A 24,473-nucleotide genomic window follows, 5' to 3' on the forward strand; every position below is an offset into this window, starting at 1 on the left:
TCATGCTCATGATAGTTAAAGGTCAACCCGCTTTATTATTCCCAAGACAAACCGGTAGGTTCATCCCTTAGCCTTTATCCAAGCCATATACCGTATGTAAGGTTCGTACAGCCAATTCGGTATAGGCATTGTCGATCAAAATTGAAATCTTGATTTCAGATGTCGTGATCGCCCGGATATTGATACCTTTTTCAGCCAATGCTTTGAACGCTGTTGCAGCAACACCAGCATGGCTACGCATACCTATGCCGATGATTGAAACCTTTGCGAGATCTGTTTCCGACTGGATAACATCAAAGCCGATTTCTTTTTTGTTGGCTTCGAGGGTTGCAACAGCTTTGTCAATGTCGGTTGCCGGTACAGTAAATGTCATATCGGTCTTGGAACCGTCTTCCGAAATATTCTGTACGATCATATCGACATTAACATGTTCTTCGGCCAATGGTCCGAATATTGCTGCCGAAATACCCGGTCGATCTGCCAAACGGCGTAAAGAAATTTGTGCCTCTTCTTTGGCAAAAGCAATGCCTGTGACAACCTGTTGTTCCACGATTTCATCCTCGTCGCAAATGAGTGTTCCGGGTGGATTGATAGGGTCCCCCATGCCCGGAGCATCGGGATCCTCGAAACTCGAACGCACAAATGTGCGTACTTTATGAACCATTGCAAGTTCGACCGAGCGCACCTGCAAAACTTTGGCACCAAGAGAAGCCATTTCCAGCATTTCCTCGAATGCTACTTTCGGCAGACGACGCGCTTTGGGGTCAATTCGCGGGTCTGTCGTATAGACCCCGTCAACATCGGTATAGATATCGCATCTATCCGCTTTGACGGCGGCGGCTATCGCAACCGCGCTGGTATCCGACCCGCCGCGGCCAAGTGTCGTAATGCGTTTATCCGGTCCGATGCCTTGAAAACCCGCAATGACAGCAACTTGTCCTTCTTTAAAACGCTGGATTAATTGCGAACCGTCGATTTTTGTAATGCGTGCAGCACCGTGAGCATTATCTGTCTCGATCGGAATTTGCCAACCGAGCCATGAGCGCGCATTGATTCCCATGGACTGTAGGGTAATAGCCAGAAGTCCGGCGGTTACCTGTTCACCCGAGGCGACAACGACATCATATTCGCGGGCGTCATGCATCGGGGAGGCTTCACGTGTCCAACCGACGAGCTCGTTTGTTTTACCAGCCATTGCCGAGACAACGACAGCAACTTCATTGCCAGCATCAACTTCACGTTTGACGTGGCGCGCAACATTTTTGATGCGCTCGATATTGGCGACGGAAGTTCCACCGAATTTCATGACTATGCGCGCCATTTAAACAACTCTTGCCTCTAATTTTTTAAACTGTTCCAACGCCGAGCCGATAGGCCTTACGGCTATGCTGACATAGCCAATATTGAGAATTTACGCAAGACTGACATATTTACTTGTTTGTCTCTTGACTTTGCCCCATTTAAGACAGAACTCATAAATGTAATCTTATAGGAGAGCCCCCTATGGCAGAAGCCCAACGTACCACGATAGATCAGGCAGAAGTAGATCATTTTTCGCGCATTGCCGCAGAATGGTGGAATCCGCAAGGAAAATTCCGCCCTCTCCATAAATTCAATCCGGCACGCCTTTCCTATATCAAGGAAAAGGTTTGTGAGGCTTTCGACCGCGATCCCAAGGATGCCGAACCTTTAAAAGGAATACGTTTTCTTGATATTGGTTGTGGTGGTGGACTTCTTTGTGAACCGATGGCGCGTCTTGGTGCCGATGTCGTGGGTGCCGATGCTTCAACCACCAATATTGAAGTGGCAAAACTTCACGCGACTCAATCAGGCTTGACTATAGATTACCGTGCTACAACAGCCGAAGATTTGGCAAAAGCCGGAGAACAATTCGACGTTGTCCTCAATATGGAAGTGGTCGAACATGTTTCCGATGTTGATCTCTTCATGTCAGAAAGTGCCAGAATGGTGAAGCCCCAAGGCCTTATGTTTGTTGCAACACTGAACCGGACATTGAAATCGTGGGGACTGGCTATTATCGGAGCTGAATATATTTTACGGTGGTTACCGAAAGGAACACACGATTATAACAAGTTTCTGACGCCCGACGAAATTACAGAAATGCTGAATACTGCCGGCCTTACAGTGATAGACAAATTGGGCATTACCTATAATCCCTTCAAGGATAGCTGGAACCGGTCGAAAGATACGGATGTCAACTATATGTTGTTGGCCCGCCGGCTGAAATAAGCATAAAATTTGGAAATAACCGGGTATTTGCCGGAGGATCAGTTTTCATCTTCCGGCAGAGGTGCAAGCGGCATGACCGGAATGCCGTCATCAACGAGCGATGAAACCTCTTCCGAACTCGCCTCGCCATAAATCGGACGTTCTTTAACTTCCTTGAAATGAATGCGCCTTGCTTCCTCGGCAAAATGGTCACCGACATATTCGGCATTTTTGCGCACCTGACGGGTAAGTTTGCGCATTTCTTCCATTATTCTTTTTTGCTCTTGATTGAGCCCCATTCCGACCTGTCCATGTTTTCTGGACGTAGAAACCGCAGGAGCCATCAAAGTTTTATCTATGACGTTTGAGTCGCAAATAGGACAGTGAATGAGGCCGGCTTTTTTCTGATTTAAAAAATCATCATTATTCCGGAACCAACCGTCGAATTCGTGAGCATGATCACAATGAAGCGAAAAACGGATCATTATTTTTCGCCGGAAAGAAGTGTGTCGAGCTTGCCGCTTCTTTCAAGCTCATAAAGATCATCGCAACCACCAATATGTCTTTCACCAATAAAAATTTGCGGGAAAGTATTGCGACCCTGTGCACGTTTTACCATTTCTGCGCGTCTTTCACCGGAACCGTCAATTTCTTCATACTGAACGTTTTTTGATTGCAACAATTCGATAGCACTCTCGCAATAAGGACAGTGGGGACGGGTGTAAATCGTTACATGCGGCATTTTCTTCTCCATTGTCGCTATATAAGTGCCTTTCGATTTTTCCTCAAGAGGTCGGATCTTCATATAATTCCGGCAATACGCGTGAAAAGGTAAGTACATCAACACTTTTGGCTCCTCCTCGCAGAAGTGCCTTTGTTGCGGAGCGGACAGTCGAACCGGTGGTAAAGACATCATCCACAAGCAGAACGTGTTTGTCTTTGATTTTCGCTTTTTCCTTTTCCGGAACAAGGAATGCGCCGATCATATTCCGTTGACGGGCTTTCCTGAGAAGTCCCACTTGCTGGCGGGTGTTCTTTCTCCGTCTGAGAAGAAATGGTTGCAACGGTTTTCCGCTTCTTTTGGCAATATGCCGGGAAAGCTCTGTAGCCTGATTATATGTACGTTTTAAAAAACGGCGGTAATGCAAAGGAATAGGCACAATGACATCGGCGTCATCAAGAAGTTCCTTGCCCGCAATGATCATCCATTCGGCCATGGACGGTGCAAGATCTGTCCGGTCTCCATATTTAAGCCGTGCAACAAGGCTGCGAGCAAGTCCGAAATGGGCAACGGCCGAGCGCGCACGTTGAAACGGGGGAGGTGACTGCAAAGCTTCCCCGCTTAAAAAACCTTCTCCCGGGTCGTAAGTGAATGGCGTTCCCATAACGGGGCAATAAGGCTTGGTTATAAAGTGTAATTTCTGCCAGCATTCTGCGCATATCGTACCGCTTTTCTCGACAAAAGCACCACATCCCGGACATGTCGGAGGAAACAGCACATTCATGACATGTTCCCCGAATTTTACCAAAGTTTTCCGATCGAGATATTGTGCCTTTAACAATCTTTTTGACCTTTTTAGACAAATGACTGCATTTGCAATGAAAATTCCCGGGATATTGTTAAAACGACCTGTTTGGGTTTATTCTGATCAATGATTACGGACGGGTCCGTCAATCTTTCCAGAATAATTGATGACGGCTAAAACACGCTATAGCAGATAATGACAGATTTTCTTATTTTTGACCAGAATAGAATTGAACAGTTCCGAAACCGCGCTTTTACGCGTTACGGTAACAAAGGCGATTTTTTACTCAGACGTATTACCGAGGAATTACAGGAAAGGTTGCAGACGGTTGACCGGAAGTTCAGTCATGCTGTAGACCTTTTCGGCCATACCGGAGCAGGAGCCGAAGCACTCGTCAATTCGGGAAAAGTTTCTAGTGTCGATAGTGTTGAAAGTGACGACCGTTATACGAATGGCAAACACGCTTTTTTGCGGCGTGATCGGGAAATTATAGATTTGCCGGCCGGGGCTTATGATCTTGCTATTTCGCTTTTGTCACTTAGCATAACGAATGACGTTCCAGGAGTACTGACCCAGATTCGCAACAGTTTGAAACCGGATGGCCTTTTTCTGGGGGTTATGGCCGGAGCGGGGACATTAGGCGAATTACGGGAATCTATGCTTGAAGCTGAAAATGAACTTTACGGCGGAGCCAGTCCGAGGATTTACCCGTTCGTTGATATTAGGGATGCCGGAGCCTTGCTTCAAAGAGCCGGTTTTGCAATGCCGGTGAGCGACGTGGAAAATTTGACTGTGCGTTATGATACGGTTTTTCATCTTATTGATGATTTGCGTGCTATGGGGATGCAGAATGCGCTGATCGGTCGTTCCCATCGTCCGGTAAGCAGGAGATTTTTTCAGCGTGTTGCCGAAATTTATGCGGACCGTTTTAGCGATAATGATGGTCGTATCCGTGCAAGTTTTTCATTTATCTGGCTTTCGGGGTGGGCTCCGGATAAAAGCCAGCAAAAACCGGCTCGTCCGGGAACAGCAACAATATCTCTTGTTGATGTTCTGGGAGATAAATCGGCCCATTGATAGCGCATTCGATAAACTTTCATTTATCTTTAAAAACTGGATCAAGCGTGTACAGCTTTTCTCAGGCAATAAAGAGGAATTCGCGCGCAACCGTTTTTATGACGGGTAGTTCGCTTCCTCAACTATTGGTCAGTTCCTTATCATTGTCGGATTCAAAAACCGATTTATCGGTTTCGTGTAAAATCTGGCTGGTAATTGTTGCGGCCGTCATTGCACCATTTACATTCAAAGCCGTGCGTCCCATGTCGATCAATGGCTCGATAGAGATGAGCAATGCAACAAGTGTAACCGGCAAGCCCATTGTCGGCAAAACAATAAGGGCTGCAAAGGTTGCACCACCACCAACACCCGCAACGCCGATCGAGCTTAATGTGACGATACCGACGAGTGTCGCAATCCAGACAGGATCAAGCGGATTGATGCCGACAGTCGGTGCTACCATGGTGGCAAGCATTGCCGGATAGAGGCCGGCACAACCATTTTGACCTATTGTGGCACCGAAAGATGCTGCAAAACCGGCAATCGATTGCGGAACGCCTATGCGTTCGGTCAAAGCTTCAATGTTCAAGGGGATACTGGCGGCACTTGACCTGCTGGTAAAAGCGAATGTTAATACCGGCATAACTTTAGAAAAGAAACGCAGTGGATTAATGCCCGAAAGTCCGAGCAGCAATCCGTGAATGCAAAACATAATTGCAAGCCCCAGATAGGAAGCAACAATAAATGCCAGTAATTTGAGAATATCCTCGGCATTGGAGGTGGCTGCAACCTTTGTCATAAGAGCAAGAACGCCATAGGGGGTAAGCAAAATGACAAGGCGAACCAGTTTCATAACCCAGGCCTGCAACGTGTCGATTGCCGAAATGACGCCTTTTCCTTTTTCGGGATTGTCTTTCATCAGGCGAATAGCCGCCGCACCAAGAAACGCTGCAAAAATAACGACACTGATAATGGACGTAGGATTGGCACCTGTGAGATCGGCAAACGGGTTTTTGGGTATGAAAGAAAGGACGAGTTGCGGAACACTCATATCGGCAACTTTTGACATGTAATTGGTTTGAATAGCACTCAGCCTTGCACTTTCGGCACTTCCCTGAACAAGGCCTTCAGCCGAAAGGCCAAAGAGATTGACTATCATCACACCGACAAAAGCCGCAATCAATGTGGTAAACAAAAGAATGCCTATGGTGATTGTACTGATTTTGCCAAGTGACGAAGCCGAATGAAGACGGGCGACCGCAGAAAGAATGGACGCAAAAACCAGCGGCATAACGATCATTTGCAAAAGCAGGACATAACCGTTGCCAACGATATTAAACCATTCGATGGATTTTTTTAATTGCGCATTGTTAAGACCGTAAATGGACTGCAATATGATTCCGAAGATTACGCCAATAACAAGTCCGATCAAAACCCGACGTGAAAGACTCCAGCCTGTTTTTGCCGTTCTGGCAAGTGCAATGAGTAACAGAATGAATATAACGAGATTGGCAATAAATCCGATAAGCATGTAAAAAAACTGCCCCTTGATCCGGTATAAAACACAACAGTGCAGGGACTATCCCTTTAGTGACGATATAGGGGGCAAAGGCGCTTATCTCAAAGAAAAATATTTTAATAAAATAACTTTTTAAGCTATTTTATCCTACTTTCAGACTTTTAATTAGGATTTTTTACGTCATCTATTTGAGGAATAGGCGATTGGTTGACTGAACCAGTCATTGTAGAATAATCAACTTTATTTTGAAAAATTGATTGGGTGAATTCCGCATTCTTACGATCTGCAAGCATTGGTACAAGGATGAGACCAAGTGCGACAGCGACAGAACCGAAAAGTAATACGATACGCAAAACACCCGTCCCTGCTGATTGAGTAAGGTCATTATGATCTAATTTTGAAAACTCTTGGTGATGCATGATATTTCTCCAGAGTAACTGACATACATGCTAAAAGTCACCTGTTAATAACCACTTAACACTGGTTCAATCCGGTACAATCCGGCTTAAACAAAGTTAATAACCGGTTAAAGCAACAAATCTTTTAAAAGTGGTATAAGCGGCTTGTCAGCAGGAGGCATTTCATAATGATCAAGATCGTCAGCCCGAACCCATTTGAGATTTTGCCCCTCAGCTCCCCTTGCTATTCCCTGATAACGCCGACAAATATAAAGCGGCATCAGTAAATGGAATTTTTCGTAAGAATAGCTTGCAAAAGTAAAGGGCGAAAGGCAATCCTCTTTCACTTTAATTGCCAATTCTTCGTCAAGTTCGCGGATAAGTGCCTGTTCAGGCGTTTCTCCGGGTTCCAATTTGCCTCCGGGAAATTCCCATAGTCCGGCGAGTGACTTACCCTTCGGCCGTTCGGCCAGCAAAACCCGATTATCTTCATCGATCAAGGCACAGGCAACCACGATGAGGAGCGTTTTCAGATTGGTCAAACGCCTGGTCTCCAATATTGATAATGGTAGATTGTTTTAAAACCGGCACCGGTGTAAAGGCGCCAGGCGGCACTATTCAAAGTCTCGACCTGTAGCCAAAGTCTTTCAATGGGAACGTCGGCAGTTTTACGCCTGATTGTACTGATCAGACTTTGCAGTGCCAAACCACCAAGCCCGCGGCCGCGCAAATTCGGCACGATTGCAAAATCGATAAGACCGACTTGACCGAAATCATTTACAGTAATGATATTGCCGATCACCTGATTATCCCGTTCAAGCTGGTAAAATGTGGGTTTGCCTTTGATGCGTTTCAGAAGCTTGAGAAAAATTTCAGCATAGCGGTTTTCATGTGTGTGGTTGCTGACAGTTAATTTGCTATAGTCTTCGATATTGATGTCTTTAAGTTTGACATCCGACCCTGAAATATGCGGGATTGGCTCGAGAACCATCACGGCCACATCTTTAAAGTTTGCCCAGCCATTTTGCTTGAGTTCGTCGAAAAGTTCGAGTGGCGCAAGCGGCGTCAATCGCAACGGCCTTTTATAGACGCCGTTATCAAAACATAGATGTTTAACCCTTTTTTCGAGATTTTTATTATCGTCAGGATCAAGCGGGGTTACCGAATTAATGCGAGCCGAGGGAATATTTTCTGTCGAACGGCAGGCCCAAACACCATCATAAAATTCTTTTTCTGTAGGCCAGGCTCGGGCAGAGAGTGCTTCAAGTCTGCGTATCTCGGCCAGAGTTGTGCTCCGGCGTTCTCTATTATCAGCTTCTGTAGTCACCATTAATCTCGACATATTCTTTCGTCAAATCACACGACCATATTGTTGCACAGCCATTTCCCAAACCGATATCGGCTTTAATGACTATATGCGTGCCTTTCATATAGTTCGAGGCTTCTTCTTCACTATAATGGGGATCACGTTCTCCATCAACGGCCAAGCGATGGGGGCCGAACCATATTGCCAATCGGTCACGATCAGCCTCGACACCGGCTTTACCGACAGCCATGACCACACGTCCCCAATTGGCGTCTTCCCCTGCCACCGCTGTTTTTACCAATGGCGAATTGGCGATGGAGCGGGCAATGGTTTTGGCTGCTTCATTCGTTGTTGCGCCTTCAACTCTGACTTCGATCAGGTGGTGCGCACCTTCACCATCGGTGACGACTTGCAAAGAAAGTTCGTGCAAAATTTCATAAACACCCTCGGCAAGCGCTTGATAACGCGGGTCATTTTTTTGTGTGAGAGATTTGATTTCTTTATTCGCGGTACCTGTTGCAAATAAGAGAAGTGTGTCCGATGTCGATGTATCGCTATCAACCGTAATGGCATTGAATGTGTCGCGAACTTTATCTGACAATATTTCCTGTAATATGGCAGCATCCACAGGTGCATCGGTTACGATAAAGGACAGCATAGTTCCCATATTCGGAGCGATCATGCCGGCACCTTTGGCAATGCCATTGATAATGACAGGATGCCCGTCAAAATCGATCGTCCGCGTTGCAAGCTTCGGGAACGTATCCGTTGTCATGATCGCTTTAACGGCATCAAGCCATTTGTCTTCTTTGGCATTTTTTGCCATTTCGGGCAATAGACCGGTAAAACGCGAAGCATCCATCGGTTCACCGATAACTCCGGTGGAGGCAAGATAGATTTCCTGTGGTTTTGATCCAATACAATCGGCTGCCGCTTTCGCCGTGGCCTCTGTTGTTGCAATACCTTTTTTGCCGGTAAAGGCATTGGCATTGCCGGAATTTATGACGACACCACGCGCCACCCCATGAGAAAGAATTTTCCTGCAATGATCAACAGGTGCCGAGGGACATTTCGAACGGGTAAACACACCGGCGACATTGGCTGCTTCGTCGAATATGATAAAAAGGAGATCGGTGCGCCCTTTATATTTGATGCCGGCTTCAGTCGTTTGAAGACGCACACCTTTTATCGGAGGCAATTTAGCAAAAGTTTTTGGTGCAAGCGGCGAAATTTTAACGGTCATAGAAATGCCCCGAATGACAATGAAGAGAATAAAAATAATAATGCCGGACAAGCTGTTTGAAAAGGCATTTGTCCGGCATTATTGTCTTCAAAGTGAAACTTATTGGTCTTCTTCTTCCTGAGGCTGGTCATCTTCCTGAGACTGGTCTTCAGGCAAACCGGCGCTACCGCTTTTTGTACTCGTCATGAGCTTGGCAACGTCTTCGTCAGGATATTTGACATCCATTTTAGTGCGCAGATCGGCGATCAACTTGGTATAACGCTCACGCGCAATCATATTGCGAATAGCGTCTTTGACGTCTGCCAATGCCGGTGGCTGTTTGGTGCGGCGATCTTCCACCTTGATGACGTGCCAACCGAACGGGCTTTCAACCGGTGTTTTTGTATATTCGCCAACTTTCAAATTAAAGGCGGCATCCTCAAAGGGCTTGACCATTTGTCCGCGTGTGAAGTAGCCAAGATCGCCACCTGTAGCAGCTGAACCGTCGGTGGATTTTGACTTGGCAATTTCGTCGAATTTACCGCCCTTTTCCAAGCTCTTGATAATGTCTTCAGCTTCTTTCTTGGACTTTACCAGAATATGGCGGGCATGAACCTCTTCTTCTTTCGGCAGGCTGGCAATTTCTTTTTCATAACGCGCTTTGACATCGTCATCGGTTATTTTGTCAACAATCGAGCTCTTGAAATAAAGTTGCTGGAGAACATTGTCTCGCATGACATCCATACGTTTCTCGTATTCAGGTGTCTTATCCAAACCGTCTTTAACGGCTGCATCGGACAGTGTTTTCATATCAATGTAAATTTTCAACACTGTGATCCGGCGTTGTTGGTCTTTCAAGCGGGCAAGTCCGGGATCAATATCATTTGCTATTGCATCGAGTTCGCCAGCGGTAATATTTTTTCCGTCGACAATAGCCATAACATGTGATGGATCGACCGGTTTTTCAGGGGCAGCTTGTTGTGCACTTGCCGGATCAGGGACCTTGGGTTGGGGGGCAGAGTCTGTGGCAGCCGGCTTGTCGGCCGTGGATTGGGGAGCATTTTGTGCTATTGATGTTAGGCTGGTGCTCAATAGCAGAGCCGACGACAGCAAAAATGTGGCGGGAATGAATTTCATTAACTGTCTCCTTAAGAACGCAACTACGTTCTGGACTGGAATAAAGGGTTAAACTGGGATCTGTCATATCATTTAGTTTTCACAATTGGGAAAAATGTTAGCAATTTGGCACAGCAATTCACATCTTTTCTGTTGAAAATTTGTTCTTTACGTCATTATTGGCGCTTGAACTGCAACCGAAGTTAAAAAGCCCCTTTACTTTTGTTCTATTATGTCTGATTGGCAGACAAACTGTGCTCTTACTGTTGACAGAAAATGTCTCGACACCTATCTCTGTCGTGAACATTGGGTTTAAATTTTGCAAGACTTCATCGGCACTTGTCAGCCGGTTCCGGTTGCATGGACGGCCATTGAAGATTAAAGGGTGTACGTCACTCAACGGGCGTTGATAAACGCCAACAACTAACATCGGAAAGGACCAGAAATGGTCAGTTTAGGCGGCATTGCGCGCAAAATATTCGGTTCGGCATTCGAACGTCGCATCAAGTCTCTTCGGCCAAAAGTTGCCGAGATCAATGCTCTTGAAGAGCAAATGCAGGCATTGAGTGACAGTGAATTACGGCAGAAAACCGATGAATTCCGTAAAAGATTACAAGAGGGAGAAACACTTGATTCTCTCTTGCCGGAAGCCTTTGCAACTGCAAGAGAAGCCTCTAAACGGGTTTTCGGGTTGCGCCCCTTCGATGTCCAGCTTATTGGCGGTATCGTTTTGAATAATCGCGGTATTGCGGAAATGCGTACCGGTGAAGGTAAAACCCTGATGGCGACATTGCCGGTCTATCTCAATGCTCTTGAAGGCAAAGGGGTACACGTCGTCACGGTTAACGACTATCTGGCAAAACGTGATGCCGAAACAATGGGGAAGCTTTACGGTTTTCTTGGTCTTACAACCGGCGTTATTGTTCATGACCTTGATAACGACCAGCGTCGCGCTGCTTATGCCTGCGATATCACCTATGGCACCAACAATGAACTCGGCTTCGATTATCTGCGTGACAATATGACATTTGATCGTAGCCAGATGGTTCAGCGAGGACATCACTACGCGATTGTCGACGAAGTTGATTCTATTCTGATTGACGAAGCAAGAACGCCGCTTATCATTTCCGGACCGCTTGAAGATCGTACCGATTTCTATAAACAGATTGATACTTTTATTCCGCCGCTGAAGCCCGAAGATTACGAAATCGACGAAAAGCAGAAGACAGCAACTTTTACCGAAGTCGGTACAGAAAAAGTTGAAAAAATGCTTGCCGAGGCAGGGCTGTTAAAAGGCCATGGCCTTTATGACATCGAAAATGTCAAGATTGTGCATCACATCAACAATGCGTTGAAAGCCCATAAATTGTTTACGCGCGACAAAGATTATATTGTGCGTAACGGCGAAGTCATGATCATTGACGAATTTACCGGTCGTATGATGCCGGGGCGCCGCTATTCGGAAGGGCTTCATCAGGCTTTGGAAGCCAAGGAACATGTCGCTATCCAGCCGGAAAACCAGACACTTGCTTCAATCACTTTCCAGAACTATTTCCGCATGTATGACAAATTGGCCGGTATGACCGGTACTGCGGCAACCGAAGCGGAAGAATTCGGGAATATTTATGGCCTCGAGGTTATCGAAATTCCGACCAATCTGCCCGTTAAACGTATCGACGAGAATGACGAAGTCTATCGCACAGTCGAAGAAAAATATCAGGCAATTGTTCGCGATATCCGTGCCTCCCACGAACGCGGGCAGCCTATTCTGGTTGGCACTACGTCAATCGAAAAATCCGAACATCTGGCTGATCGCCTGCGGAAAGATGGTATTACCGGTTTTAATGTATTGAATGCCCGTTATCACGAACAGGAAGCTTATATTGTTGCCCAAGCAGGTGTGCCGGGGGCAATTACGATTGCCACCAATATGGCCGGCCGCGGTACCGATATCCAGCTTGGTGGCAATGTCGATATGCGCGTTGAACAGGAATTGAAAGATGTTCCTGAAGGTCCCGAACGCGATGCCAAGATTGCAGCAATCAAAGAAGATGTTGCGAAATTGAAAGAAAAGGCGCTTGCCGCCGGTGGCCTTTACGTTCTGGCGACAGAACGCCATGAAAGCCGACGTATTGATAACCAGTTGCGCGGTCGTTCCGGCCGTCAGGGTGACCCCGGGCGGTCAAAATTCTATCTGTCATTGCAAGACGATCTTATGCGCATTTTCGGTTCCAACCGCATGGATGGAATGTTGCAGAAACTCGGCCTGAAAGAAGGCGAGGCCATCACCCACCCGTGGATTAACAAGGCACTCGAAAAAGCGCAGAAAAAGGTTGAGGCTCGCAACTACGAAATTCGTAAAAACCTTCTGAAATATGACGATGTCATGAATGACCAGCGTAAGGTTATTTTTGAACAACGCATGGAGGTTATGGATTCCAAAGATCTTACCGATATGATCGCCGAAATGCGCGATGAAGTCATAGAGGATCTCGTCGAAAAATATGTGCCGCACGGTACCTATTCCGAACAATGGGATGCGATCGGACTACGTGACAAATTGCGTGAATTGTTCAATCTTGATTTACCCGTCGAGGATTGGGCGAAGGAAGAAGGTATTGCCGAAGAGCAGATACTGGAACGCGTCAAGAACGCCATGGAAGAGCGTGCGAAGGAACGTGCAGAACGCTTTGGCCCGGAAGTTATGGCCTATTTCCGCAAAGCCATGTTGCTTGAGAGCATTGACACATTATGGCGCGAACATTTGGTCAATCTTGACCATTTGCGTTCGGTCGTCGGATTCCGCGGTTATGGCCAGCGCGACCCGCTCAACGAATATAAAACTGAATCCTTCGAACTCTTTCAGGCAATGCTTGCCAATTTGCGGCGTGACGTTGTTTCCAAACTCATGCGGTTTGAAATAGTTGAACAACCGGCCGAGCCCGCTCCGCTTCCCGAAATGCATGCCGATCATCCGGAATTTAACGGTCAGGACGATGCGGAAGGCATGATTTCGGTAGGTACTGAAAATGATACCGTTGTTGCGCCGTCTAAACGTGATCCGAAAGATCCGACCACATGGGGCAAGGTGGGCCGCAATGAACTTTGTCCGTGCGGGTCGGGCAAAAAATACAAGCATTGTCACGGATCTTTTGTTTGACACGCCTGATTGATCTGGTGTTTGTGTTTTATGACAATTCGTGAAAATCACGATTGTTGATAATCAGCATGGCGTCATTCAAAAGATGGTCGGTTTCGAAATAAACAATGTGTTTTCGCGCGGTCATTTTGCTTTGCCATAGAGTTTTTGGCAAAACGATTTGAGCAGTGCTCAAGGTTTTTATTGATGTAGAGTTTTAACAAGTAATCTACTTTCTTGAAACTGAGGTGTGGGGTATAATCTTGAATATAAAATTCTACTTTTTCCTTGCACAAGATTGAATTATCGGTTCTAAAGATATGATGGAAGATAAACCCGATTATGAAAAAGAATTACGTAAAAGTGGCCTTAGAATAACAAGGCAACGGCGTATTATTCTTGATCTTCTCAATAATAATCTCGATCACCCCAATGCTTTCGAGCTTTTTAAACGTGCAAGTGAACAAGACCCGACAATTTCATTGTCGACTGTCTATCGTACGATGAAGGCTCTTGAGGAAGTTGGTGCAATTGAACGGCACGAGTTTGAAGGCGGTCCGTCACGCTTCGAACAGAAAAACCGCGAGCATCACGACCATCTCATTGATATCGACACCGGCGAGGTTATCGAATTCCGCTCCGACCTCATTGAAAAATTACAAGAAGAAATTGCCCATTCATTGGGTTATGACATTATCCACCATCGGTTCGAACTTTATGGTAAAAAACGCAAGCACAAATAACGACCCGCGCGGGTTTCGGTTCTCGCCATCAGCCATAGGTAACGCAAAAAAGGCGCTTGTAATTTTTTTATACATTTAACATAAGCACTTTTTAGATTGGCAAGCGGCTTGGGGTGAATTATCACACATTTGCCCGGTTCTGATCGGTGACCGGGAAAATTGGTCCATATCAACATACAGGCTTTTAAAAATATGGTTGCATTACCGCAAGAGCGTATGAATCAGCTCGAAAAGCATTTCGAGATGATCGAAAGCGAAATGGCAAATAATCCCGATGCCGAGACCTATGTTAAGCTCGCCTCGGAATATTCGGAATTGCAACATATTGTTGGTCTGATACGTGAACTCAATAAGGCTCATCACGAAGAGGACGATCTTGAGGCAATGTTGAAAGATCATTCGATCGATTCCGAAATGCGTAACCTTGCAGAAGAAGAATTACCCGAAATCAAAGCCAAAATTGCCAAACTGGAACATGATGTTCAAATCGAACTTCTGCCCAAAGATGCAGCCGATGAAAAAAGCGCCATTCTGGAAATACGTGCAGGTACCGGCGGGTCGGAAGCTGCCCTCTTTGCGGGCGATCTTTTTCGTATGTATGAACGTTATGCGAGTTTGCATGGCTGGAAAGTTGAAGTGGTTTCCGCAAGCGAAGGTGATGTTGGCGGATATAAGGAAATAATCGCTTCTGTCACGGGCAAGGGAGTGTTTTCGCGGCTGAAATTCGAGTCCGGTGTGCACCGTGTGCAACGTGTTCCGGAAACGGAAGCGGGCGGGCGCATTCATACGTCGGCAGCAACCGTCGCGGTTTTACCTGAAGCAGAAGAAATCGATGTCGAAATCAAGCCGGAAGACATAAGGATTGATACCATGCGGGCGTCAGGCGCCGGTGGCCAGCACGTCAATACAACCGATTCTGCCGTGCGTATCACCCACCTGCCGACCGGTATTATGGTCGTGCAGGCGGAAAAATCCCAACACCAGAACCGTGCGCGTGCCATGCAGATTTTGCGTGCCCGACTTTATGATATGGAACGTCAAAAAGCAGATACCGAACGCTCTGCTTCCCGTAAAAGTCAGGTTGGCTCCGGTGACCGGTCCGAGCGCATAAGAACCTATAACTTTCCGCAAGGTCGTGTGACAGACCACCGGATAAATCTTACGCTCTATAAGCTTGACAGGGTCATGGAAGGCGAACTTGACGAGCTGATTGATGCGCTGATTGCCGATCATCAAGCGACCTTGCTTGCGGAACTGGGCAATAGCGGCTGATTATGGCAAGTCTTTCCGATGTTTTGAAAAAAACAAGAAAACTGTTCCGCGACAAAAAACTGGACAATGCCGATCTTGATGCACGTCTTCTGGTCGAGTTTGTCACATCGACGACCCGCACAGATGAAATTCTCAATCCCGATTTTCAAGTGAGTGATGAAGCCTTGCAACGGCTTGATAAGGCAATTTTTGAACGGCTGAATGGTAAACCGGTCTATCGCATTATCGGAAAACGGGAATTTTACGGGATAGAGTTTCAGCTTTCTGCTGATACGCTCGAACCAAGAGACGATACAGAAGCGCTTGTCGATTTGGCGTTACCTGAAATTCAAGCCATAATCGGGCAATGTGGGAAAGCCCGAATTGTCGATATGGGAACCGGAACCGGCGCCATAGCCATTGCTCTTCTGGCAAATGTTGACGGGCTCAAGGCCACGGCTGTCGACATCAGTGACAATGCCTTAGAAACAGCTTCATTGAACGCAAAAAATGCCGGAGTAGCAGACCGTTTTACGCCTTTAAACAGTGACTGGTTTTTTAGTCTCTCAGGAAAGTTCGATATGATTATATCGAACCCGCCTTATATTCGGGAAAGTCAAATTTGTTCACTTGCAACCGAGGTAAAAAAATACGATCCCTTGAGGGCATTGTCGGGTGGGCAAGACGGACTCCAATTTTATCGGAAGCTCGCAAAAGAAGGCCGCCAATTTTTGAAACCGCATGGAATGATTGCGGTTGAAATTGGCAAAGGTCAGGAAAAAGACGTGATTGCTCTTTTTTCAGAGAGTGGTTTTAAATTGAAAAAGACGCGCAAAGACCTGAATGGTATTTGGCGCGCCTTGTTATTTTCCTGAACGTGAAACTCACGCTCTCTGTATTTACTTCATATGCTCCACAGCAATGAAAAATTCAGGCCAATTCACGACGCCGTAACAAATAGCAGAATCCGAACGCGATGATGACGAGCGTACCGGTGAATGCAATGACCATGTCCCAGCCGCCATGGAACCAGAACCAGCCGCCAAATGCACCGATGAAGCTCGATCCCATATAGTAGAACAGAAGGTAAAGTGCTGTTGCATGTCCCTTTGCTCCGACGGCAATGCGGCCAACCCAACTGCTTGCCACCGCATGGGCGGCGAAAAAACCTATCGTTACGCAAATTATGCCGACAATAAACCAGAACAGGCTGTTGGTCAGCGTCAAAATTAAGCCTAAAGCCAGAATTGCAACAGCAACGAACAATAGGGAGCTGCGGTGATATTTGTTGGTCAAATTTCCGGCAATCGGTGAAACGATGATACCCGAAACATAGCTTAAGAAGATAAAGCCGATTTGCGTCGGGCTAAGGAAGAACGGTGCTCCGCTCATGCGAAAGCCCGTATAGTTCAAAATCGCAACGAAATCACCGAACACAAGAGCGATGAAGAGATAGATATAAAGCAACCGTATCGAACCGATATGGCCTACCCATGCTCTGATATGATGATGGATATTGATGCCGTGAACGGCAACAAAGTTTTTTGATGGTGGCAATAGAAAATAGAAAGCGATGGCTGCAATGAGGTCAATAATGCCGATAATAGCCAACGCCCATTGCCAATTGAACCATTCGATGAGGCTGCCCATACCAACCCGCCCCATCATGCCGCCGAATGCCGTACCGCCGACATAAAGCCCCATGATTTTTCCGAACCCTCGTGGAGCGATTTCTTCGGCAAGGTAGGCCATCGCAACCGCCGGAACGCCCCCTAAGAGAATACCCTCCAGTGCACGCGCGACAAGCAGCCAATGCCAGCTTGTTGCAAGCGCCGCGACAATGTTCAGAACAGAAGCTCCGATCATCGACGCGGTCATCAAACCGCGGCGGCCGAGCGCTTCGGAAAAGGCACTTGAAAGAAGAATGGAAAAGGCCAGAAAGCCGGTTGATATAGAAAGCGCCAACGAACTGTTCGCTGGCGTTATGTGATAATGGTTTGCAAAAGATGGTAGTAGTGGCTGAACGCAATAAAGAAGAGAAAAAGTTGCAAAGCCGGCAAAAAACATTGCCACACTTATGCGTCTATATAAAGTCGTTCCGCTTTGTACACCAGGTTCAGCCTTTGTGGCTGTTGAGGTAGTCATTTTATACTCCGAATATCTACCTCCCCCCGATTAATTCTCCGCTATAACGGCGGGTGGCTTTAATTTAATTTCATAAAAATCTAAATTCAATTTATATAATTGAACCGTCAACAAAAAGTGACATTGTAAAAGGGAAAATTGCGTGATCCCTTTTTCGCAAAACGCGCAAAAATTGTACATAATCCGATTTGCTTTTTTAAAATATATTGACGAAAATATTGTGAGTGATACTAGATATTGTGTTCAAGGTTCTTTTTGATTCGAAATCGGGTGAAAGAGCTAAGAGGGAATTCGGTAATTTATAAAAAAAGCCGAAGCTGCCCCCGCAACTGTAAATGGTAAGTCAAAACCTTATGCCACTGGGGTTACCCGGGAAGGTGGTTTTGGCGCTTCAAGCCATGAGCCAGGAGACCTGCCTTGAATTGAATGTCAACAGACGGGGTGTTCTGGTTATGGCCTTTCCGGACGTGTTTTGTGCGGATGTGGGCTTTGCCATATCCCCCACATTGCTTCGGGAAGGAAGTTTTATGTCCAAGATTCTCAGTCATTTTTCCTGACCGGCTAAAGTTCGCCTTATCGACGCAACTTTAAAAAACGTCTCTCATGCTGCTTTCTCAAGCAAGAAAGCAGGCGGGATTTTGCAACCAAAAATTAGGAAAAAATCATGACAATCACAATTTACAGCAGACCATCTTGTGTACAATGCAAAGCAACATACAAGGCATTGGATAATAAACATATTTCCTACGATATTGTGGATATTTCCAAAGATGCGGAAGCCTTATCCTATATCGAAAGTTTGGGATATAAAATGTTGCCGGTAGTTGTTGCAGGAAACAATCACTGGGCAGGTTTCCAACCTGATAAAATAAACGGGCTAGAATAATGGCAGTCCTTGTTTATTATTCGAGCGCGACCGGCAATACCGATTATTTTGTGCAACAAATCGGTGAACCGTCTTTAAGGCTTTTCAAAAAAACGGCAATTCCGAAAGTGGTTGAACCTTATGTTCTGGTGGTACCGACTTACGCCGGAGCCAAAGGCGACGGGGCAGTGCCCAAAACCGTCATCAATTTTCTCAATGATCAAGAAAACCGGCAATTTCTTAAAGGCGTTATTGCCGGTGGCAATCGTAATTTCGGCTGGGCTTATGCACTTGCCGGAAAAGTCATCTCTCAAAAGTGTCGTGTGCCCTGGCTTTATAGTTTCGAGCTCAGGGGGACAACAGAAGATGTGAACCTTGTCAGACAAGGATTAGGAAAATTATGGAAACAGATAGCCCAGAAAAAACAGACACTTTAGATAGTGACAAAAATTATCATTCATTAAATGCAATGCTCAATCTCTTTGACGAAGATGGGCGCATCCAGTTCGATAAAGATCGTGAAGCCGTGCGGCAATATTTTTTGCAGCATGTCAATCAGAATACGGTATTTTTTCATGATCTTGAAGAGAAGATCGATTACCTCGTGCGTGAAGGATATTACGAGAAAACCGTTTTTGATTGTTATGATTTTGCTTTTATCAAAAAAGCTTTCAAACGTGCTTATGCGTTCAAATTCCGCTTTCCCACATTTTTGGGTGCCTTCAAATATTATACGAGTTACACGCTGAAGACTTTCGACGGGAAAAGATATCTCGAACGTTACGAAGATCGTGTCGTTATGGTGGCATTGACACTTGCTACAGGCGACAAAAAATTTTGCGAAAGGCTTGTCGATGAAATGATGAGCGGTCGCTTTCAACCGGCAACGCCAACATTTCTCAATTCTGGTAAAAAACAACGTGGAGAACTTGTTTCCTGTTTTCTTCTGCGGGTTGAAGACAATATGGAATCGATCGGTCGCGCAATTAATTCTTCTTTGCAATTGTCCAAGCGTGGTGGTGGGGTCGCTTTGTGCCTCACCAATATCAGAGAACAAGGCGCACCGATCAAAAAAATACAAAACCAGTCGTCCGGAATTGTGCCGGTCATGAAACTTCTTGAAGATGCATTTTCTTACGCCAATCAATTGGGCGCAAGGCAGGGGGCAGGGGCGGTTTATTTAAGTGCCCATCACCCCGATATTATGCGCTTTCTGGATACCAAGCGGGAAAATGCCGACGAAAAAATCCGCATCAAAACGCTCTCCCTTGGTGTGGTCATCCCCGATATTACTTTCGAGCTTGCACGCAATAACGAGGATATGTACCTTTTTTCACCTTATGATGTAGAGAAAGTCACGGGTAAAGCCTTATCCGACATATCTTTGAGCGAAAATTATCGCAAATTCGTTGACGATCCGCGCATAACCAAGAAAAAAATCAATGCTCGTGATTTTTTCCAAACTCTGGCCGAAATTCAGTTTGAATCGGGTTATCCCTATATTGTGTTTGAAGATGCGGTCAATCGTGCCAATCCAATTGCCGGACGCATCAATATGAGCAATCTTTGCTCTGAAATTCTTCAGGTCAATGAGCCGAGCACATTGAATGCCGATTTGAGCTATCGTCACATCGGTAACGATATTTCGTGCAATCTGGGCTCGCTCAATATCGCTAAAGCTTTCCAGTCCGACGATTTCGGCAAAACAGTTGAAACAGCAGTTCGTGCCTTAACAGCGGTTTCCGAAATGAGCGATATTGTTTGTGTACCATCCATTGAAAAGGGCAATCGCGAGGCGCATGCTATCGGCCTCGGTCAAATGAATTTGCATGGCTTTCTTGCCAAGGAGCATATTTATTATGGCTCTCCGGAAGCACTCGATTTTACCAATCTCTATTTTTATACAGTTGCCTTTCATGCGTTGAGAAGCTCGAACCTCATTGCCAAAGAAAAGGGTAAAACATTTCAAGGCTTTGAACAATCAGCCTATGCCGATGGGCGTGCGTTTAAAAAATACCTCACTCAAAAGTTCGAGCCGGAAACACAACGCATCAAACAGCTTTTTGCTGACCGGAATTTCGTGATTCCTACTGTGAAAGACTGGCAGGAGCTTGAGCAATCGGTAAAAAAATGGGGGCTTTATAACCGTTATTTACAGGCGGTTCCGCCCACCGGCTCGATTTCCTATATCAATAATGCCACAGCATCCATTCACCCGATTGTTGCAAAAATAGAAATACGCAAAGAAGGCAAGATCGGTCGTGTCTATTATCCGGCACCTTATATGACCAATGATAATCTTGAATATTATCAGGACGCCTATGAAATAGGTCCGGAAAAGATCATTGATACCTATGCCGCAGCCAGTCAGCATGTCGATCAAGGCTTGTCATTAACGCTTTTTTTCCCCGATACGGCCACGACGCGCGATATCAACAAAGCGCAAATCTACGCGTGGAAGAAAAAACTCAAAACCATCTATTATGTGCGGCTACGCCAAAAAGCCTTGAGCGGAACCGAAGTCGAAACCTGTGTTTCCTGTAGCCTTTAAGGATAATTTCCGATGCTAACAAACCATTTAAAAACTATTCCGGCGATCAACTGGAACAAAATTGAAGATGAAAAAGACCTTGAAGTCTGGAACAGATTGACAGGAAATTTCTGGCTTCCTGAAAAAGTGCCGCTTTCCAATGATGTCCCGTCGTGGGCAAGTTTGACACCGGCAGAACAGCAATTGACCATTCGCGTCTTTACCGGACTTACTCTTCTTGACACAATGCAGAATTTTGTAGGCGCCATTTCGCTTTTGCCGGATGCAATTACGCCGCACGAGGAAGCGGTGCTTACCAATATTGCTTTTATGGAAGCAGTTCACGCCCGCTCCTATTCGTCGATATTTTCGACCCTTTGTCTCACAAAAGATGTTGACGAAGCCTATCGCTGGTCGGAAGAGAATGCTTTTCTTCAAAAAAAAGCGGCGCTCGTTCTTGATTATTATAATGGCAGTGACGCTTTGAAACGAAAAATTGCCTCGGTTTTTCTGGAAAGTTTTTTGTTCTATTCTGGCTTTTATTTACCGATGTATTGGTCAAGTCGGGCAAAACTCACCAATACCGCCGATCTTATCAGGCTCATCATTCGTGATGAGGCGGTGCACGGCTACTATATCGGTTACAAGTTCCAAATCGGCTTCAACAAGCTTTCTCAAAGCAGGCAGAATGAAATGAAAGATTTTACCTATACGCTTTTGATGGATCTTTACGATATTGAAACAAAATACACCGAACAGCTTTATGACGGGGTAAAATTGAGCGAAGAAGTGAAAGTGTTTTTACACTATAACGCGAATAAGGCACTAATGAATCTGGGATTCGAGCCTCTGTTTCCTCCCGATATTTGCAAAGTTAATCCTGCTATTCTTTCAGCTCTTTCACCGAATGCAGACGAAAACCATGATTTTTTTTCAGGCTCCGGTTCGTCCTATGTGATTGGTAAAGCCGTTGCCACGGAAGATTCGGACTGGGATTTTTGAATTGACTGTTAATACATTTTTAAATCGACGGTTAAAACGAAAGAAGAGGGGGGGAGGCTCCCTTTTTTTGTCATAAGGTGAGGGGGTAAAAAACGCAAACCATTTTCAATTCAAGCTTCGTTGAAAGGCACGAGGTTTCTCGGTAATGGAAGACTATTCGCCAGAAAAACAGGTGAAAAAAAATGAACCCCGCGTCATCTTCAACGAGTTTTTGCTCATGAAACGTCAGATGTGCTTCAACAATTCATGAACAGATAGGCGTTTGTTAAACGCAAGGACCATCCGCGATAAGATGACACTAAAGCCATTAACTTCCGCCGGTCATGTTTAAAGGATACCCATCTGAGCTTGTTCAAAATCAAAACGGGATAGTTATCGGTCGGGATAATGGTGAGTTTAATTCCCGGAGCGGGCAATCGGAAACCGCGAGAGGTTGACCACACAGGATTCAATAATTTCCTGACGATAACGATAGAGTTTAGCCGGCCTACCACCTGTTTGTGTTTCGCGTTCGCCTACTTCTTCGATAATTCCCTGTTGTTCGGTCAAACGACGAAAATTCGGTTTATGAAGGCGCCTTCCTATAATCGCTTCTACCGTTTTTTGTAGCTGTAATAATGTGAACTTTTCCGGCAACAGTTCAAAGATCACAGCTCTATATTTTATTTTCCTTCGGAGCCGTCCAATAGCGGTTGCTAAAATTCGACGGTCATCGGCAAACATTGGCGTTCCCGCAAAAAGATTGCCTCCAGCTTCGGCAATGAGACCCGCTTCATATAGAATTTCATATCTTTGGAGAATGAAATCTTCGTGCCACGAAAAGCCGTTACATCCGAAAAGAAAAGAAATTCTGCGTTTCTTGAAGTCACAATGGACTTTATCTTTTTCGGCCCAAACATTGAGCGCTTTTATAATTTCGTCGACACATGGATGTTTTCCACTTCGGCAATCGTCCCATGGAAAATGCTCGTACCAATCATGCCATTCGGCATTTGGAGAAAACTCGTCTTGCTCACGCACCAAGCCCAGATAGCTGACGGATATTGTTCGCGTACCGTTCTCGGCAGAGATAGGCAAACGATTGGAAAATGTGTAAAGTTGTTCGAGAAATCCGACGGGATGACCGGTTTTTGTATTTATCCAGTCACGTAAAGAAGACTCCAGGCTTTGTTGCCCGAATTCTAACGGTCCGGATGGAAGTTTTTGTTCTGGTCCTACAGTAATAACTTTTGGTTGACCGTTCGTAACTGCGGTAATAACGGCAATAAGTTCGATTTTTGAAAGCGCTGATGGGGTAGTCAAGATCGTCATTTTCGATTTTTATCTATAGTTTATTGAATGCGAAAATATAAATCGGTTTTCATATCCGAACTAATATTTCGTTTTGGATGAAATCCCTCGGGGATACCAAGGGAAAGAGTGGATCTTCACCCCCATATAGCGCAGCAATCCGATCAGCCAAGTCTAAATTCGAGAAAAAATTCAATTGAATTATAAATAAAAAATACTAATTCATACCCGTTCAAAAAAATAAAAAAGTCTTTTTAATAATTCTTATATTCGGTTAAAAATACTCCTAATTTGCTTTATCTGTTTCGGTGTTGTTGATACAATTATTAGTTAGTCGGTTAATGAAAAATCCGATTAAAAACATAAACGAAAATTTAATATTAGCAACCGGTAAGTAGAAAAATATTGTATTGCCATTCCGGAAAGCACAGTTTTTAAATGGAAATGGTCGATAAAATAGTTGGTGAGTGGCTCTGTAGAGATAACAGTGGCTTTTGAATACAGAAACAGGAAAACTTGTGGGAGAACACAAAAAAACCGGCTTAAAAGCCGGTTTTCGTTAAACATAACTTCGCGATGCTTTTAATGGTGATTTACCGGTGATCCATCGCCGAAATGGGCTTCGTTGATAGATCCACCATGCGTTGCTTCACCGGATTTTTGCGCGTGACCGATGACATAGCTATCTTCGACCGAACCATCGCCAAATCCATTTGCGCGTGTATAAGCACGTGAATTGCCGGTATAACCTTTGTTCATGCCGGATTGGGCAGTAGAACCGATGACATAGGTGTTGACCGGTGAACCATCGTCAAAAGCATAACCACTGGCATAGGCGCTGCTTACACCACATAAACTTGCAAGCGCAATAAACATTAATTTTTTCATTTCATTCACCGTTTTTATGAGCCCTTAGCTTTGGCTAACGGCTTTAATTGCAATTGGATCAATCTGGATATATTTTCCAAACTCTCTAACGCTTATATCTTCATCACGGCAATCAATCTCAAATCACTTTAAAATGTATCAATCACGGAAAAGTGATAATGTAAAATATAGCAAAAACAATAAGTTAACATTTGTTAATTCCCGTCCAATAGAGGTTTATCAAGTCGGGATCACGATTTTAGTGAAGT

The 24,473-nt window shown here is 45.3% G+C and carries 23 protein-coding genes and 1 riboswitch; of the genes, 10 read left to right on the forward strand and 13 right to left on the reverse strand.

All coding sequences use genetic code 11. From position 1 onward, the window contains the following. Positions 1-67: 67 nt before the first annotated feature. Complete coding sequence (locus tag H3S82_RS04380) at positions 68-1,321, reverse strand: aspartate kinase (protein WP_077970667.1); 1,254 nt, start codon at positions 1,319-1,321, stop codon at positions 68-70. Positions 1,322-1,503: 182 nt separating this feature from the next. On the opposite strand from H3S82_RS04380, the gene ubiG reads away from it, so the two are divergent. After that, positions 1,504-2,250, forward strand: coding sequence for a bifunctional 2-polyprenyl-6-hydroxyphenol methylase/3-demethylubiquinol 3-O-methyltransferase UbiG (ubiG, locus tag H3S82_RS04385; protein WP_198232704.1), 747 nt, complete (start codon positions 1,504-1,506; stop codon positions 2,248-2,250). 38 nt (positions 2,251-2,288) lie between these two features. On the opposite strand, the gene H3S82_RS04390 is transcribed toward ubiG, so the two are convergent. Genes H3S82_RS04390 through H3S82_RS04400 form a run of 3 tightly spaced genes read right to left on the reverse strand, consistent with a single transcriptional unit; the run spans position 2,289 to position 3,734 of the window. Then, positions 2,289-2,714, reverse strand: coding sequence for a DUF1178 family protein (locus tag H3S82_RS04390; protein WP_198232705.1), 426 nt, complete (start codon positions 2,712-2,714; stop codon positions 2,289-2,291). Next, the gene (grxC, locus tag H3S82_RS04395; RefSeq protein ID WP_078040329.1) at positions 2,714-2,971 is read right to left on the reverse strand and encodes a glutaredoxin 3; all 258 of its coding nucleotides are present in this window, start codon (positions 2,969-2,971) and stop codon (positions 2,714-2,716) included. The genes H3S82_RS04390 and grxC overlap by 1 nt, the downstream gene beginning before the upstream one ends. Positions 2,972-3,014: 43 nt before the next feature. Further along, entirely contained in the window at positions 3,015-3,734 is a 720-nt protein-coding gene (locus H3S82_RS04400; RefSeq protein WP_078040330.1) for a ComF family protein, read from the reverse strand. Between the two features lie 216 nt (positions 3,735-3,950). On the opposite strand from H3S82_RS04400, the gene H3S82_RS04405 reads away from it, so the two are divergent. Next, positions 3,951-4,832 (forward strand): methyltransferase domain-containing protein, encoded by an 882-nt coding sequence (locus H3S82_RS04405; protein WP_198232706.1) that lies wholly within the window; start codon positions 3,951-3,953, stop codon positions 4,830-4,832. Between the two features lie 118 nt (positions 4,833-4,950). Here H3S82_RS04405 and H3S82_RS04410 read toward each other — a convergent pair whose 3' ends face one another. The 6 genes from H3S82_RS04410 to H3S82_RS04435 form a co-directional block, all read right to left on the reverse strand. Beyond that, the gene (locus H3S82_RS04410) at positions 4,951-6,342 is read right to left on the reverse strand and encodes an L-cystine transporter (RefSeq protein WP_198232707.1); all 1,392 of its coding nucleotides are present in this window, start codon (positions 6,340-6,342) and stop codon (positions 4,951-4,953) included. 149 nt (positions 6,343-6,491) lie between these two features. Next, the gene (locus H3S82_RS04415) at positions 6,492-6,749 is read right to left on the reverse strand and encodes a hypothetical protein (RefSeq protein ID WP_198232708.1); all 258 of its coding nucleotides are present in this window, start codon (positions 6,747-6,749) and stop codon (positions 6,492-6,494) included. 107 nt (positions 6,750-6,856) lie between these two features. Next, positions 6,857-7,270, reverse strand: coding sequence for an 8-oxo-dGTP diphosphatase MutT (gene mutT, locus H3S82_RS04420; protein WP_077970681.1), 414 nt, complete (start codon positions 7,268-7,270; stop codon positions 6,857-6,859). After that, on the reverse strand, positions 7,267-8,070 hold the full coding sequence (locus H3S82_RS04425; RefSeq protein ID WP_078039184.1) for a GNAT family N-acetyltransferase: 804 nt from the start codon (positions 8,068-8,070) through the stop codon (positions 7,267-7,269). Before H3S82_RS04425 ends, mutT begins: the two co-directional genes overlap by 4 nt. Next, positions 8,039-9,277 (reverse strand): bifunctional glutamate N-acetyltransferase/amino-acid acetyltransferase ArgJ, encoded by a 1,239-nt coding sequence (gene argJ, locus H3S82_RS04430; protein WP_198232709.1) that lies wholly within the window; start codon positions 9,275-9,277, stop codon positions 8,039-8,041. The genes H3S82_RS04425 and argJ overlap by 32 nt, the downstream gene beginning before the upstream one ends. 99 nt (positions 9,278-9,376) lie before the next feature. After that, positions 9,377-10,393, reverse strand: coding sequence for a peptidylprolyl isomerase (locus H3S82_RS04435; RefSeq protein WP_198225149.1), 1,017 nt, complete (start codon positions 10,391-10,393; stop codon positions 9,377-9,379). A gap of 424 nt (positions 10,394-10,817) precedes the next feature. On the opposite strand from H3S82_RS04435, the gene secA reads away from it, so the two are divergent. From secA to prmC, 4 genes are all read left to right on the forward strand, one after another. Beyond that, positions 10,818-13,532, forward strand: a complete 2,715-nt coding sequence (gene secA / locus H3S82_RS04440; RefSeq protein WP_077970685.1) for a preprotein translocase subunit SecA — start codon at positions 10,818-10,820, stop codon at positions 13,530-13,532. A 302-nt stretch (positions 13,533-13,834) separates the two neighbouring features. Then, positions 13,835-14,254 carry a Fur family transcriptional regulator gene (locus tag H3S82_RS04445; RefSeq protein ID WP_198232719.1) on the forward strand — a complete coding sequence of 140 codons (420 nt, stop codon included), beginning with the start codon at positions 13,835-13,837 and terminating at the stop codon, positions 14,252-14,254. Between the two features lie 192 nt (positions 14,255-14,446). Then, positions 14,447-15,526 (forward strand): peptide chain release factor 1, encoded by a 1,080-nt coding sequence (gene prfA / locus H3S82_RS04450; protein ID WP_198225148.1) that lies wholly within the window; start codon positions 14,447-14,449, stop codon positions 15,524-15,526. Positions 15,527-15,528: 2 nt separating this feature from the next. Beyond that, positions 15,529-16,380 (forward strand): peptide chain release factor N(5)-glutamine methyltransferase, encoded by an 852-nt coding sequence (gene prmC / locus H3S82_RS04455; RefSeq protein ID WP_370541219.1) that lies wholly within the window; start codon positions 15,529-15,531, stop codon positions 16,378-16,380. A 55-nt stretch (positions 16,381-16,435) separates the two neighbouring features. On the opposite strand, the gene H3S82_RS04460 is transcribed toward prmC, so the two are convergent. After that, positions 16,436-17,650: an MFS transporter gene (locus H3S82_RS04460; protein WP_198225147.1), complete on the reverse strand. Its 1,215-nt coding sequence runs from the start codon at positions 17,648-17,650 to the stop codon at positions 16,436-16,438. A gap of 229 nt (positions 17,651-17,879) precedes the next feature. Next, positions 17,880-18,085: riboswitch (cobalamin riboswitch) on the forward strand. 229 nt (positions 18,086-18,314) lie between these two features. On the opposite strand from H3S82_RS04460, the gene nrdH reads away from it, so the two are divergent. From nrdH to nrdF, 4 genes are read left to right on the forward strand one after another with little or no spacing between them, the layout of a single operon-like run. After that, positions 18,315-18,536: a glutaredoxin-like protein NrdH gene (nrdH, locus tag H3S82_RS04465; RefSeq protein WP_198225146.1), complete on the forward strand. Its 222-nt coding sequence runs from the start codon at positions 18,315-18,317 to the stop codon at positions 18,534-18,536. Then, a complete protein-coding gene (gene nrdI / locus H3S82_RS04470) occupies positions 18,536-18,952 on the forward strand; it encodes a class Ib ribonucleoside-diphosphate reductase assembly flavoprotein NrdI (RefSeq protein WP_198232710.1) in 417 nt (138 codons plus the stop codon). The genes nrdH and nrdI overlap by 1 nt, the downstream gene beginning before the upstream one ends. After that, positions 18,916-21,066, forward strand: coding sequence for a class 1b ribonucleoside-diphosphate reductase subunit alpha (gene nrdE / locus H3S82_RS04475; protein WP_198232711.1), 2,151 nt, complete (start codon positions 18,916-18,918; stop codon positions 21,064-21,066). Before nrdI ends, nrdE begins: the two co-directional genes overlap by 37 nt. Before the next feature lie 12 nt (positions 21,067-21,078). After that, positions 21,079-22,047, forward strand: coding sequence for a class 1b ribonucleoside-diphosphate reductase subunit beta (gene nrdF / locus H3S82_RS04480; protein WP_198232712.1), 969 nt, complete (start codon positions 21,079-21,081; stop codon positions 22,045-22,047). 396 nt (positions 22,048-22,443) lie between these two features. Here the strand turns inward: nrdF and H3S82_RS04485 are convergent, their stop codons facing one another. Then, positions 22,444-23,358 (reverse strand): hypothetical protein, encoded by a 915-nt coding sequence (locus tag H3S82_RS04485; protein ID WP_077970699.1) that lies wholly within the window; start codon positions 23,356-23,358, stop codon positions 22,444-22,446. A 561-nt stretch (positions 23,359-23,919) separates the two neighbouring features. Next, positions 23,920-24,225 carry a hypothetical protein gene (locus H3S82_RS04490; RefSeq protein WP_198225141.1) on the reverse strand — a complete coding sequence of 102 codons (306 nt, stop codon included), beginning with the start codon at positions 24,223-24,225 and terminating at the stop codon, positions 23,920-23,922. Between the last annotated feature and the right edge of the window lie 248 nt (positions 24,226-24,473).

Origin of the sequence: Bartonella sp. M0192 (assembly GCF_016102305.1) — a bacterium.
Lineage (GTDB): Bacteria > Pseudomonadota > Alphaproteobacteria > Rhizobiales > Rhizobiaceae > Bartonella > Bartonella apihabitans.

What these genes read in the sequence shown, in the direction of transcription:
- nrdI (WP_198232710.1), top strand. Translation starts at nt 18,536, where the DNA reads ATGGCAGTCCTTGTTTATTATTCGAGCGCGACCGGCAATACCGATTAT.
- H3S82_RS04400 (WP_078040330.1), bottom strand. Translation starts at nt 3,734, where the DNA reads ATGAATGTGCTGTTTCCTCCGACATGTCCGGGATGTGGTGCTTTTGTC.
- H3S82_RS04405 (WP_198232706.1), top strand. Translation starts at nt 3,951, where the DNA reads ATGACAGATTTTCTTATTTTTGACCAGAATAGAATTGAACAGTTCCGA.
- H3S82_RS04415 (WP_198232708.1), bottom strand. Translation starts at nt 6,749, where the DNA reads ATGCATCACCAAGAGTTTTCAAAATTAGATCATAATGACCTTACTCAA.
- H3S82_RS04445 (WP_198232719.1), top strand. Translation starts at nt 13,835, where the DNA reads ATGGAAGATAAACCCGATTATGAAAAAGAATTACGTAAAAGTGGCCTT.
- H3S82_RS04380 (WP_077970667.1), bottom strand. Translation starts at nt 1,321, where the DNA reads ATGGCGCGCATAGTCATGAAATTCGGTGGAACTTCCGTCGCCAATATC.
- H3S82_RS04410 (WP_198232707.1), bottom strand. Translation starts at nt 6,342, where the DNA reads ATGCTTATCGGATTTATTGCCAATCTCGTTATATTCATTCTGTTACTC.
- nrdE (WP_198232711.1), top strand. Translation starts at nt 18,916, where the DNA reads ATGGAAACAGATAGCCCAGAAAAAACAGACACTTTAGATAGTGACAAA.
- grxC (WP_078040329.1), bottom strand. Translation starts at nt 2,971, where the DNA reads ATGCCGCATGTAACGATTTACACCCGTCCCCACTGTCCTTATTGCGAG.
- prfA (WP_198225148.1), top strand. Translation starts at nt 14,447, where the DNA reads ATGGTTGCATTACCGCAAGAGCGTATGAATCAGCTCGAAAAGCATTTC.
- argJ (WP_198232709.1), bottom strand. Translation starts at nt 9,277, where the DNA reads ATGACCGTTAAAATTTCGCCGCTTGCACCAAAAACTTTTGCTAAATTG.
- secA (WP_077970685.1), top strand. Translation starts at nt 10,818, where the DNA reads ATGGTCAGTTTAGGCGGCATTGCGCGCAAAATATTCGGTTCGGCATTC.
- ubiG (WP_198232704.1), top strand. Translation starts at nt 1,504, where the DNA reads ATGGCAGAAGCCCAACGTACCACGATAGATCAGGCAGAAGTAGATCAT.
- prmC (WP_370541219.1), top strand. Translation starts at nt 15,529, where the DNA reads ATGGCAAGTCTTTCCGATGTTTTGAAAAAAACAAGAAAACTGTTCCGC.
- H3S82_RS04460 (WP_198225147.1), bottom strand. Translation starts at nt 17,650, where the DNA reads ATGACTACCTCAACAGCCACAAAGGCTGAACCTGGTGTACAAAGCGGA.
- H3S82_RS04485 (WP_077970699.1), bottom strand. Translation starts at nt 23,358, where the DNA reads ATGACGATCTTGACTACCCCATCAGCGCTTTCAAAAATCGAACTTATT.
- H3S82_RS04425 (WP_078039184.1), bottom strand. Translation starts at nt 8,070, where the DNA reads ATGTCGAGATTAATGGTGACTACAGAAGCTGATAATAGAGAACGCCGG.
- H3S82_RS04390 (WP_198232705.1), bottom strand. Translation starts at nt 2,714, where the DNA reads ATGATCCGTTTTTCGCTTCATTGTGATCATGCTCACGAATTCGACGGT.
- H3S82_RS04435 (WP_198225149.1), bottom strand. Translation starts at nt 10,393, where the DNA reads ATGAAATTCATTCCCGCCACATTTTTGCTGTCGTCGGCTCTGCTATTG.
- nrdH (WP_198225146.1), top strand. Translation starts at nt 18,315, where the DNA reads ATGACAATCACAATTTACAGCAGACCATCTTGTGTACAATGCAAAGCA.
- nrdF (WP_198232712.1), top strand. Translation starts at nt 21,079, where the DNA reads ATGCTAACAAACCATTTAAAAACTATTCCGGCGATCAACTGGAACAAA.
- H3S82_RS04490 (WP_198225141.1), bottom strand. Translation starts at nt 24,225, where the DNA reads ATGAAAAAATTAATGTTTATTGCGCTTGCAAGTTTATGTGGTGTAAGC.